The organism is Polaribacter sp. BAL334 (assembly GCF_015767435.1).
Lineage (GTDB): Bacteria > Bacteroidota > Bacteroidia > Flavobacteriales > Flavobacteriaceae > Polaribacter.
Genome location: NZ_JADWOV010000301.1, coordinates 191,489 through 203,604 on the forward strand (window position 1 = coordinate 191,489; position 12,116 = coordinate 203,604).

The 12,116-nt window shown below is 31.5% G+C and carries 12 protein-coding genes and 1 tRNA gene; 9 read left to right on the plus strand and 4 right to left on the minus strand.

Going from position 1 to position 12,116, the window contains the following annotated elements; translation table 11 throughout:
• The first annotated feature begins 131 nt into the window (after positions 1 to 131).
• Genes IU405_RS10350 through IU405_RS10365 form a run of 4 tightly spaced genes read left to right on the plus strand, consistent with a single transcriptional unit; the run spans position 132 to position 4,576 of the window.
• Entirely contained in the window at positions 132 to 1,880 is a 1,749-nt protein-coding gene (locus tag IU405_RS10350; RefSeq protein WP_317193368.1) for a hydroxymethylglutaryl-CoA reductase, degradative, read from the plus strand.
• On the plus strand, positions 1,880 to 2,806 hold the full coding sequence (locus tag IU405_RS10355; protein WP_197438536.1) for a GYDIA family GHMP kinase: 927 nt from the start codon (positions 1,880 to 1,882) through the stop codon (positions 2,804 to 2,806). The genes IU405_RS10350 and IU405_RS10355 overlap by 1 nt, the downstream gene beginning before the upstream one ends.
• Complete coding sequence (locus IU405_RS10360) at positions 2,803 to 4,017, plus strand: NAD(P)/FAD-dependent oxidoreductase (RefSeq protein ID WP_197438537.1); 1,215 nt, start codon at positions 2,803 to 2,805, stop codon at positions 4,015 to 4,017. Before IU405_RS10355 ends, IU405_RS10360 begins: the two co-directional genes overlap by 4 nt.
• Before the next feature lie 4 nt (positions 4,018 to 4,021).
• Positions 4,022 to 4,576 carry a thioredoxin family protein gene (locus IU405_RS10365; protein ID WP_197438538.1) on the plus strand — a complete coding sequence of 185 codons (555 nt, stop codon included), beginning with the start codon at positions 4,022 to 4,024 and terminating at the stop codon, positions 4,574 to 4,576.
• An 8-nt stretch (positions 4,577 to 4,584) separates the two neighbouring features.
• Here IU405_RS10365 and IU405_RS10370 read toward each other — a convergent pair whose 3' ends face one another.
• From IU405_RS10370 to IU405_RS10380, 3 genes are all read right to left on the minus strand, one after another.
• Positions 4,585 to 6,447: a mucoidy inhibitor MuiA family protein gene (locus IU405_RS10370; protein WP_197438539.1), complete on the minus strand. Its 1,863-nt coding sequence runs from the start codon at positions 6,445 to 6,447 to the stop codon at positions 4,585 to 4,587.
• Between the two features lie 50 nt (positions 6,448 to 6,497).
• On the minus strand, positions 6,498 to 6,731 hold the full coding sequence (locus IU405_RS10375) for a hypothetical protein (RefSeq protein ID WP_197438540.1): 234 nt from the start codon (positions 6,729 to 6,731) through the stop codon (positions 6,498 to 6,500).
• A 124-nt stretch (positions 6,732 to 6,855) separates the two neighbouring features.
• Positions 6,856 to 7,461 carry a thiamine diphosphokinase gene (locus IU405_RS10380; protein ID WP_197438541.1) on the minus strand — a complete coding sequence of 202 codons (606 nt, stop codon included), beginning with the start codon at positions 7,459 to 7,461 and terminating at the stop codon, positions 6,856 to 6,858.
• Positions 7,462 to 7,545: 84 nt separating this feature from the next.
• On the opposite strand from IU405_RS10380, the gene IU405_RS10385 reads away from it, so the two are divergent.
• From IU405_RS10385 to IU405_RS10405, 5 genes are all read left to right on the plus strand, one after another.
• Complete coding sequence (locus IU405_RS10385; protein WP_197438542.1) at positions 7,546 to 8,628, plus strand: diphosphomevalonate/mevalonate 3,5-bisphosphate decarboxylase family protein; 1,083 nt, start codon at positions 7,546 to 7,548, stop codon at positions 8,626 to 8,628.
• Positions 8,629 to 8,650: 22 nt separating this feature from the next.
• Entirely contained in the window at positions 8,651 to 9,043 is a 393-nt protein-coding gene (locus IU405_RS10390; protein WP_197438699.1) for a toxin-antitoxin system YwqK family antitoxin, read from the plus strand.
• A 101-nt stretch (positions 9,044 to 9,144) separates the two neighbouring features.
• Entirely contained in the window at positions 9,145 to 10,071 is a 927-nt protein-coding gene (locus tag IU405_RS10395; protein ID WP_197438543.1) for a mevalonate kinase, read from the plus strand.
• Between the two features lie 9 nt (positions 10,072 to 10,080).
• The gene (locus tag IU405_RS10400; protein ID WP_197438544.1) at positions 10,081 to 10,998 is read left to right on the plus strand and encodes a geranylgeranylglycerol-phosphate geranylgeranyltransferase; all 918 of its coding nucleotides are present in this window, start codon (positions 10,081 to 10,083) and stop codon (positions 10,996 to 10,998) included.
• 38 nt (positions 10,999 to 11,036) lie between these two features.
• Positions 11,037 to 11,870, plus strand: a complete 834-nt coding sequence (locus IU405_RS10405) for a pseudouridine synthase (protein ID WP_197438545.1) — start codon at positions 11,037 to 11,039, stop codon at positions 11,868 to 11,870.
• 100 nt (positions 11,871 to 11,970) lie between these two features.
• Here IU405_RS10405 and IU405_RS10410 read toward each other — a convergent pair.
• Positions 11,971 to 12,043, minus strand: a tRNA-Phe gene (locus IU405_RS10410).
• Positions 12,044 to 12,116 lie beyond the last annotated feature (73 nt).

A 12,116-nucleotide genomic window follows, 5' to 3' on the forward strand; every position in this document is an offset into this window, starting at 1 on the left:
TGTGATAGCATATAACATCAAAAATATCAACATTTTCACAATTTAAAAATTTGTTAAAACCTACATTTTATCGTCTTTTTACAAATTAGTTTAAGGTTTAAAATACTTTCATTTATATTTGTTCTCATAAGATTACAGATATAGAAATGAGCAAAATAATTTCAGGATTTTCTAAATTAAACAAGGAAGAAAAAATTGATTGGTTAACGAAAAATTATTTTCAGAATCCTTCAGAAACCCTACAAATCATCAAACAATATTGGAACGAAAATGAAACGCTTCAAAATCTTCATGATGATTTTATCGAAAATACCATTACCAATTTTTATTTGCCTTTTGGAATTGCGCCTAATTTTGTAATCAATGGCAAGGAATATGTGGTTCCAATGGTGATTGAGGAGAGTTCAGTGGTGGCAGCAGCTTCTTTGGTAGCGAAATTTTGGAGTGCCAAAGGTGGCTTCAAAACCGAAGTTTTAGGAACTACCAAAATTGGTCAAGTTCATTTTCTATTTACAGGAAAAAAGGAAGATTTAGAACGCTATTTTCAGGAAAATAAAACCGAATTATTTGCAGCAACTGCATCCATCACCCAAAATATGGAAAAACGTGGTGGAGGTATTTTAGATATTCAATTGAAAGATAAAACTGCTGATTTAGCCAATTATTATCAATTACACATCACCTTTGAAACGAAAGATTCTATGGGTGCGAATTTCATCAATTCTTGTTTAGAAGCGATTGCCAATAAATTCAGAAATGACGATATTGAAATCATCATGAGCATACTTTCCAATTACGTTCCTGAGTGTTTGGTGCGTGCTGAAGTGAGTTGCAAGATTGCTGATTTAGACATCGAAAATCCGCAGAAATTTGCTGAAAAATTTTATCAAGCTGTCAAAATTGCAGAAATTGAACCTTACAGAGCAGTCACGCACAACAAAGGAATTATGAACGGAATTGATGCTGTTGTGTTAGCAACAGGCAATGATTTTAGAGCCGTTGAAGCGGGTGTTCATGCCTATGCTTCACGCTCAGGAACATACACAAGTTTGTCTCATTGTTCCATTGATGATGGAATTTTTAAATTTTGGATTGAAATTCCTTTAGCTTTAGGCACTGTTGGCGGTTTGACTGCTTTGCATCCCATGTCAAAAATTTCGTTGGAAATGTTACAAAATCCGTCTGCAAAAGAATTGATGCAAATCATGGCTGCTGCTGGTTTGGCGCAAAATTTTGCGGCTTTGCGAGCTTTGACAACCAAAGGAATTCAACATGGACACATGAAAATGCACTTGCAAAACATTCTAAATCAGCTAGGAGCAACTAAAAAGGAGAAAAATAGTCTGATTGATTTTTTTAAAAATCAAACTGTTTCACATGCAGCTGTGGTGAATAAATTCAATGAAATGCGAATGGCAAAAGTGACTTGGGTTGATTTTTTGGATGAAATATTGGTCAGAGAAAAGTTAGCAACATTAACTTCAGATTCTAAACCCATTTTCGGATTGATGAATGCTCAACAAATGATTGAACATTTGAGTGCAATTACCAAAATTGCCAATGGAAATTGGAATTTGGACGCTTTTGTTTCAGATGAAAAAATGGCAAGAAGAAAACCTTTTTTAGATACTGAAAATGAATTGGAAATTGGCTTTAAACCTACTTTGTTGGCAGAAGAACCCAATCCGTTGCAATTCAATTCGATGCAAGAAGCAATTGATGATTTGATGGCTCAAATTCAATTTTTTGTAAAAGTTTTTCAAGAAAATCCAACAAAAAAGGTAGTGCATCCATTTTTTGGAGAACTCGATTTTGAGTATTGGAAAAAATTTCAAATAAAACATTTTACACATCATTTTAAACAATTCAGTCTGATATAATGCATTTTTATTCGAACGGAAAATTATTGTTAACAGGAGAATACCTCGTTTTGGATGGGGCAAAATCTTTGGCAATTCCAACGAAATTTGGGCAAGACCTTGAGGTAATTCCGATAAAAGAATCGCAATTGATTTGGGGAAGTTTTACGGTTGAAGGAAATTGTTGGTTTGAAACTGTATTTGAGTTGCCTAAATTACGATTGATTTCCGCAACTTTCGAATCAGACAAAGAAGAAAATGCTGAAATGATAGCAGAAACTTTGTTGGAAATATTGTTAGAAGCCAAAAAAATGAATCCTGATTTTTTAAATGCTAATGGCGGTTTTTTGGTGAAAACAAATCTCACTTTTCCAAGAAAATGGGGATTAGGAAGTTCGTCAACACTAATCAATTCAATCGCTTCTTGGGCAAAAGTAGATGCTTTTCAATTGTTGTGGAATTCGTTTAAAGGAAGTGGTTATGACATTGCTTGTGCGCAAAATGACTCGCCTATTTTGTATCAACTCAATCATCAACATCCTTTGGTTGAACAAGTCAAATTTCAACCAACATTTCATCAAAACTTATTTTTTGTCTACTTAAACATAAAGCAAGATTCGAAACAAGGAATTGCAAAATATCGAGAAAATATGCAAAATATCACTCAAGAAATCAATGCGATTTCTCATATTTCAGAATCTTTTTTAAAAGCAACTTCGTTGATTGATTTTGAAAAACTACTCATTGAACATGAAAATATTATTAGTTCAATCATTAAACAAAAACCAATTAAAGAGTCACTTTTTTCAGATTATTTTGGAGAAATAAAAAGTTTGGGAGCTTGGGGAGGAGATTTTGTGTTGGCAACAGGCAATGAAAGCACGCCAAATTATTTTAAAAACAAAGGATTTGAAACAATTATTTCATACAAAGACATGATTTTATGAGCAAAGTTGTTGTGATTGGTGGAGGAGCTGCAGGATATTTTACAGCCATTAATGCCAAAGAAATGAACCCTGATTTGGACATCATCATTCTTGAAAAAGGCAAGGAGGTTTTGCAAAAAGTAAAAATTTCTGGTGGAGGAAGATGCAATGTCACACATGCTTGTTTTGAGCCGAAAGAATTGGTGAAATTTTATCCAAGAGGAGAAAAAGAATTGTTAGGCCCTTTTCATCAATTCATGACAGGAGACACCTTTGAATGGTTTAAAAATAGGGGAGTACCTCTCAAAATTGAAGACGACAATCGTGTTTTTCCGGAAGCAAATACAAGTCAAGCAATCATTGACTGTTTTCAAAATGCTGTTGATAACTTAGGAATCAAAGTGTCTACAAATTGTGGCGTTAATGGTGTTTATCAACAAGAAAATCAATGGCTTATCAACACTAAAAATCAAGATTTTATAGCTGATAAACTGGTAATGGCAGCAGGAAGCTCAAAAGCATTTTGGGACTTATGCGAAAGTTTACAACATACCATTATTGAGCCTGTTCCCTCTTTATTTACGTTCAATATCAAAGACCAAAGATTGACAGATTTATTGGGAATTTCGGTGCCAAATGCCACTGTGAAAATTGTAAATTCCGATTTTGAAGCTTCAGGGCCTTTGTTGATTACACATTGGGGAATGAGTGGGCCAGCTGTTTTAAAATTATCTGCATTTGGAGCTCGATTTTTAGCCGAAAAAAATTATCAATACAATGTGGAAGTGAATTGGTTGTCAAAATCTACCACTTCAGTAATATCCATTTTGCAGCATCTAAAAAAGTCAGAAGCACGAAAAACGGTTTTGTTAAAATCTCCATTTCCAGAAATTTCAAAACGTTTGTGGGAACGATTTGTGATGGCTGCAAATATTCGTGAAACTCAAAATTGGGCTGATACAAACAATTTACAACTCGAAAAATTAGCAAACGAATTGACCAAAGGAATTTACAATGCCAATGGAAGAACAACTTTCAAGGACGAATTTGTTACAGCAGGAGGCGTTGATTTGAAAGAAATTGATTTCAAACGCTTTGAAAGTAAATTGCATAAAAATCTCTTTTTTGTGGGAGAAGTTCTAAATATTGATGCAGTTACTGGCGGATTTAATTTCCAAAATGCTTGGACAGGAGGGTATATTTGTGCAAAAGCCTTAGCTGAAAAAGAATAGAATTATGGCAAGAACGGAATCAAACGAATTTGAAATGGGTAAGAAAGCACCTGATTTTATATTACAAAACGTCATCACCAATCAATATCTTTCTTTAGAACATAGCAAAGGAAAACTGGGTACTCTCATTGTTTTTAGCTGCAATCATTGTCCATTTGTGATTCATATCAATCAAGAATTGGTGAGAATTGCGAACGAATTTCAACCAAAAGGCATTGCTTTTATAGCCATTAGCTCCAATGATATTGAAAAATATCCACAAGATGCACCTCATTTGATGAAAATTGTTGCTGCAAAAAACCAATATTCTTTTCCCTATTTATTTGACAAAACGCAAGAAGTTGCAAAAGCATATGATGCTGCTTGCACTCCTGATTTCTATCTATTTGATGCTGATTTGAAAGCGGTTTATCACGGACAATTGGATGATTCAAGACCACAAAACGGAATTCCAGTTACAGGAAAAGATTTGAGAAATGCTATCAAAAATTTACTTGATAATAAACCACCACTTCAAATTCAAAAACCAAGTGTAGGTTGTGGAATTAAGTGGAGGTGAGGATTAAATTACTCAATAAGTAAATTTTTATTTTTTGGATATTTAACAGTGTACTTCAAATCAAAAACTTTGGATTCTTTTGGATTTAGTTTAAATATCCATTTTAATTCTCCAGTTTCTAGAGTATGATTTGCTCCAGAAATATTCAAAATTTCAACTTTTATTTCCTCATTTACAGAAACAGGAATTTGATCAAAAATCACCATTGATATTTGTTGATTTTTATTGTTTTTGATATTAATTTTCCAATTTCTCAATTCTTCTTTTCTGCTTCCAATGAATTTTTTTGAAGCAAAATCAGTAATTTTTTCTCTTTCAATTTGAATGTTTTTATCAACTCCCAATGAAATTTGAAGTGTATCTTTTGCATATCTTACATCTAACAAAGATTTCCCAATATAAGTTTCTTCAAAAAATATGTTTGCTTCTCCTTCTAATAAATTATACTTTTCCCAATCTGTAATATTTGCCATTAAAAAGGCATTTTTATTAATTTTTGGAACACTATAATATTGATAATCTGCCGCTAAACTGTAATTTGAAATATCAACTGCATAACTTTTATTATCAGATTTTATGGTATAAGGCATTTTAATTTCGAAATCAACACTTGTTTGATTTTCAATTTGTTCTACTGGGATTTCTATACTTGCAGCACCTCTAATTTTAACACCAGGAACAACACCTTGTAAAATTTGACTAATTGAATTATTCTTTTTTGTCCCATAACCAACAACCACAACTTCATCCAATGTGCTTGCATCTTCTTGCAGTTGAACATTGAGTACATTTTTGTCGATTGAAACTGTTTTAGTTACATACCCTAAATAAGAAAACACCAATTCTCTTGCGCCATTTGGAATACTGATGGAATATTTTCCATCAAAATCAGTTGTTGCTCCAATAGTTGTGCCTTTAACAATAACTGAAGCTCCTGGCAAAGGGCTTGAACCATCAGTAACAATTCCACTTACAGAATTTGATTCTAATTTATAAACAGGTGGAGCTAAATTGTAATTTAGAAAGTATGGTTTTAACTCAGGAGCAATTCCTGAAACAGTTGGATTTGCTGTTGAAAGTTTCAATTTTACATCTTTCCAATCTATTTTAGTATCTTGCTTAACATTTGCTTTATAAATAAGTTCAATAGGTTCGTTTACATTTTTTGCTCTGATGTCATAAGAAGGAAACCAACCAGCATTTCCAACAATATAAGAAATTTCAAAAGTTACTTTACTATTATTTTTAGAAGCTACTTTTACCAAAATTTCGCCATTTGGATATTCTCTTTTGCTCGTGAAAGTATTAATTTGGTTTTCAAGATCTCTTCTCTCATTTTTTAATTTTGATAAAGTTTGATTTCTTTCAATTTCTTTTAATTTTAAAGCAGTCAATCTGCTGCTATAATAAGTTGCAGTTTCTCTGAGGTTTGTTACGGTCAAACTTTCATTTTTTCCGCCAATATTTCTATTTTCATTTAAAAAAGTAAGTTCTTCTTTTAAAATTTCAATGAGTGTGCTTTCGAGTTCAATTTTAGTAGTAATTTCTATTAATTTTGATTCTAGAGTTACGAGTTCTTTTTGTTTTTCGAGCTTATCAATAAAATTTTGTTGATGACTTACATTTAAAATAGTTACAGCACCATCAGCTTTAACTTGAATACTTTTTGCATCGATAAAAGGAGATAAATTAATGAATTTTAAAATGGTTTCTCCTGCAAATAAATCGACCGATTTTTCACGAGTTACTTGTGCATTGCTCTGAAAAACAGTAACTTCTTTAATCGTTGTTTTTATATCTTGATGTTTTTCAGTTTGACTAAAACCGCAAAAACAAAGCAAAAATGCTATAATGAAGGGAATATTTTTCATAATAAATATAATTTCAACGAATATAACTCAAATAATAAAACAATCCAAAATTAAAAAACCTCCCCTCTATGAGGTTTTAAAGCATCTCTGTAGATTTTCATATTTATTTCGTCAACCACAATGAATGCAGAAATCAACATTGGGTTTTTTTCTTGGATGTCTATTTCGTAAAAAGGTAACTTTTCCAATGTTGCGAATTCTCTCAAATGTTTGGTGTGATGTTTGGCAGTTTCAGAAGCATCTTCGCCTCTAAAATCCCATAATAATTTTATTTTTCTATTCATTTTTGATTGTTTTAAAATTTAACCGCAAAGTGCGCAAAGAACTAAATTTGTATAAAATGCAAAGTCAGCAAAGCTTTTTGTGCTCTTAACACTGCAAAATTTTTAAAGCCTTGTAGAAAAAACATTAATCATTCACAAAAATAACCAATTCACCTTTTTCAAAAGTAATCTTCACCTCATTGTTTATGGCTTTATTTCTTGTGCCAATGCGTTTTCCGAAACTTAAATCTTCTTTATTAAGAGAATATTGCAAACCTAAAGTACTGATTTTAGTTGCTTTTGGCAAAGGAATTAAAGAGATGGTTTTGTGCAAACAATCATAAATTGTCGTAATCTGTTTTGCTAAAAAATACCTTCCGTGATTGTCAAAAAAAGTAATTTCCATTTGGTTTTTCCAGCAAATTGCCGTGTGCAAATTATCTAAAAAATGGTCTTGTTCTTTGCCACTTGCGCCAAAAACATGAATATTTTTATAGCCTTTGTCAAATAAGATTTGTAAAATTTTATAAAAATCAGTAAAATCTTGGTTGGGAGTTTGTATGACTTCGATTTCATCAGAGATTTCAACAAACTCATCAAAATCACCACTTACAAAATGGGGAATAATTTGTTTCTCTTTTAAAAATTTGTAGGCGCCATCTGTGGCACAAATCAAGCTATAATCAGAAAAGTCTGGCAATTTATTGGGAGATTCTCCGTCCAATAATAAAAAAACCGTGTTGTTTTTCATGCGTCAAAAATACGAAAGACTTCACAATTTATTGGGATAAAAATCTACGAGAAACCCTATCTTTGTCTCTAAATATTTTTCACATTGGATATAGATCAATTTTTAGTAAAATCGTCTTTGCAGTTTGTTGATAAAGCGAGTTTTACTTGGCAAACACCAAGTAATATTGCCTTAGTAAAATATTGGGGAAAAAGCGAACCTCAAATTCCGAAAAACGCATCCATTAGTTTTACATTGAACAATTGCCATACCATTACTACGATTGAATTTCAAAAGATTGAAAAATCGGAAGAAGTTCAATTTGAAGTGTTTTTTGAAGGAAGTAAAAAAGAGGAATTCAAGCCAAAAATCGCTAAATTCTTTCAACGAATTCAAGAGTATTGTCCGTATATTTTTGAGTATCAAATGACGATTCATTCTCAAAATTCATTTCCACATTCAAGTGGAATTGCTTCCTCAGCAAGTGGTTTGAGTGCAATAGCGAGCTGTTTAATGAGTTTAGAGCAACAATTGATTCCTGCATTGAATGCAGATTTTGTCATTAAAAAAGCATCATTTTTATCAAGATTGGGTTCAGGAAGTGCTTGCAGAAGTCTGGAAGGTCCTTTGGTTGTTTGGGGAAATCATCCTATAATTGAAGGAAGTTCTGATTTGTTTGGGGTGAAATTTCCACATAAAATTCATCCGATTTTTAGCAATTATCAAGATGTTATTTTGTTGGTTGACAAAGGCGAAAAACAAGTGTCAAGCACTGTTGGGCATGAATTGATGTTTGATCATCCGTTTGCAGAAAATCGGTTTCAACAAGCAAATGAAAATTTGACCAAAATGTCAACAATTCTTCAAAATGGAGATATTACATCGTTTATCAATTTGGTAGAAAGTGAAGCATTAACGTTGCATGCAATGATGTTGACGAGCAATCCCTATTTTATTTTGATGAAACCAAACACGTTGGAAATCATCCATAAAATTTGGAAATTTCGTCAAGAAAAGAATAGCAATATTTGTTTTACATTAGATGCTGGTGCGAATGTTCACGTGCTTTTTCCTGAAAATGAAAAAGAAACTGTTTTACAATTTATTGAAAATGAACTTTCTAGCTTATGTTACAAAAAAGAGTATATTTGTGATGTTTCAGGTTTTGGAGCAAAACAGCGATCATAAATTGTTTTAAAAAAATTAGTACATGAAGTATTTTTTAAATTTCATTTTTTTTCTTTTTCTGACGAGTTCTTTACAGTCACAAGAAGTTGTTTGGTTGGATGCCAATTTGGAGAAAACCTCACAAGACAAAGCTGATTTTTATAGAATTGATGAAAAATTAGAAGGAGAAATTATCTATTATTATAAGAAAAGAACAAAATTCAGAAAAGTTTTTTACACTAAAGGAAAGTTAAATGGACTGTTTTATGAGTATTATGAAACTGGTGAACTCAAAGAAACAGGTGTTTATGAAAATGGTTTGAGAGAAGGAATTTGGAAAGAATTTTACAAAGGAGGAAAAATAAAAAGCAAAGGAAAATATACCAATGGTGAAAAAGTGGGTATTTGGAAAGTGTTTTATAAAAATGACAAATAGTTTTTAGTTATTAGTTGATGTTTTTTGGCTTAAAATTCGCAATTTGTAATTGTTAATTCGTAATGAATAATTTGTATTTTTGCCACGTAAATAAAAAGAAAATGAAAAGTCCACTGTTTTATGCTAAAATTCTTCTTTTTGGAGAATATGGAATCATCAAAGATTCAAAAGGTTTGGCAATTCCATTCAATGCTTATAGAGGCGCTTTGAAAACTACCAATAATTTTGATGAATTTTCAAAAAAATCAAACGAAAACTTACGAAGATTTTTCACTCATATTGCCAGTTTAAATTCGGATTTAGTCTCTTTTGATTTAACGGCTTTTCAAAATGATTTAGATAACGGAATGTATTTTGATTCCTCTATTCCTCAAGGTTATGGAGTGGGAAGTTCAGGAGCTTTAGTGGCATCTGTTTACGATCAATATGCGCAAGATAAAATCACAGTTTTAGAGAATTTAACCAGAGAAAAACTATTGAAATTGAAAGAAATTTTCTCTTTGATGGAATCTTTTTTTCACGGAAAAAGTTCAGGGTTAGATCCTTTAAATTCGTATTTGAGTTTACCGATTTTAATCAATTCTAAAGAACATATTGAACCTGCAGGAATTCCTTCGCAAAAAGAAGGAAAAGGAGCTGTTTTCTTATTGGATTCTGAACAAATTGGCGAGACTGAGCCAATGGTAAACATCTTTATGAATAAGATGAAAAACGAAGGTTTCAGAAAAATGTTGAGCGAAGAATTTGCATTATACACAGACGCTTGTATTGACGATTTCTTAAAAGGAAATGTGAGTTCTTTATTTACAAACGTAAAAAGTTTGTCAAAAATAGTGCTAAAAAATTTCAAACCGATGATTCCTGATGCGTTTCACAAAGTTTGGAAAAAAGGAATTGACACCAATGATTACTACTTAAAACTTTGTGGTTCAGGTGGTGGTGGCTATATTTTAGGGTTTACAGAAGATTATCAAAAAGCACAAGAAAGCCTAAAAGACTATAAATTAGAATTGGTTTATAGGTTCTAAAAACAATTCATGACTTCTTTCAAAGCAAAAAGAATCATCCTAAAAATGCTGAGTTTAGTATCAGTGATTAGAGGATACAACATTCTTGTTTTAATTATTGCGCAATATTTAGCCTCTATTTTTATTTTTTCGCCCGAAAAATCTTTGAAATATGTTCTTTTCGATCTTCACTTACATTTTATAATTCTAGCCACAGTTTGTGTAGTAGCTGCAGGGTATATCATCAATAATTTTTATGATGTAAAAGTGGATCGAATAAACAGACCCTTAAAAACGGGTTTGGACACTATTGTAAAACAAAGTACGAGATTACAACTCTATTTTTTTCTGAATTTCCTCGGGTTTTTATTTGGATTTTTAGTTTCGCTAAGAGCAGGCTTGTTTTTTGCAATCTATATTTTTGGAATTTGGTTTTATTCGCACAAACTAAAAAAATATCCATTAATGGGATTGATTTCAGCAACAATGCTTACCATTTTACCCTTTTTTGTGATTTTTGTGTATTATAAGAATTTTTCAAATATCATATTTGTACATGCTATTTTCTTATTTTTAGTGATTATGGTGCGTGAATTAATTAAAGATTTGGAAAATATAAAAGGAGCAATTGCCAACAATTATCGAACTTTTTCAGTAGTTCATGGGGAACAAAAAACCAAGAAATTATCCATATCATTATTGCTTTTTAGTTTTTTCCCTATTGCAATTTTATTCAGACTTCCTGAGTTGGGTTTTATGAGATATTATTTTTATGGAGCGCTCATTACACTTTTATTTGTTGCCATATATCTTTGGAAATCTAAAACAAAGAAGCAATACCAATTTTTACACAATATTTTAAAATTGTTATTGTTGATTGGTGTTTTAAGTTTGATTTTTATTGATACTTCTCTATTATTAGAAAAAGTGATTGATAGATTGAATTAGAAGGGTTTAATTGCCTATTTTTGCAAAAATTTTAAAAAATGGAACCAAATAAAAACTCGTCGCGAAGACGACAAGAGCCGAAAAAAAGTACGCCATTGAATAGAAAACCTGTAAAAAAAGAGTTCAGAAAAATAAAACCAACTGTTGTTGCGGATGAATCTTTAGGGATTCGTTTAAACAAATATATTGCCAATTCAGGCGTTTGTTCACGAAGAGAAGCAGATACTTTTATACAACAAGGAAGTGTTCAAGTAAATGGCAAATTAGTCACAGAAATGGGCTATAAAGTTTTGCCAACAGATGTTGTTCAGTTTGATGGAACAGGAATTACTCCTGAGCAAAAAAAATATATTTTGCTTAACAAACCTAAAAATTACATCACTACTATGGAAGATGATCGAAGTAGAAAAACAGTGATGGAATTGGTTGCAAATGCTACAAAAGAAAGAATTTATCCTGTTGGAAGATTGGATAGAAATACCACAGGATTGCTATTATTTACCAATGATGGTGATTTGGCCAAAAAATTAACGCACCCAAAACACAATGTTCGAAAATTATATCATGCTTCTTTAGATAGAAAATTGGATGCAAAAGATTTAGAAAAATTAAAAGGAGAAGTTATTATCGAAGGAAAAAAAGTGTTTATTGATGCTGTTTCTTATGTAGAAGGCGAATCAAAAACGGAAGTTGGCATTGAAATTCACTCAGGAAGAAATAGAATTGTTCGAAAAATATTTGAACATATTGGCTATAAAGTAACCAAATTAGACAGAGTTGTTTTTGCACAATTGACTAAGAAAAATCTACCAAGAGGAAGATGGAGAGAACTCACGCAATTGGAAATTAGCAATTTGCAAATGATGAAATAATAAATTGAAAACCAAGCGAAAAGCTTGGTTTTTTTTATTTGTAATTTAATTTTCTAAAAAATAAAAAACCCAAAAACATCATCGTTTTTGGGTTTTGTTGTGGTATCTCCAGGAATCGAACCAGGGACACAAGGATTTTCAGTCCTTTGCTCTACCAACTGAGCTAAGATACCATTCTTAAGCGGATGCAAATATAAAATGTTTTTTTATATCTACTAACTAAAATTTAAAAAAATCTGTTGTATT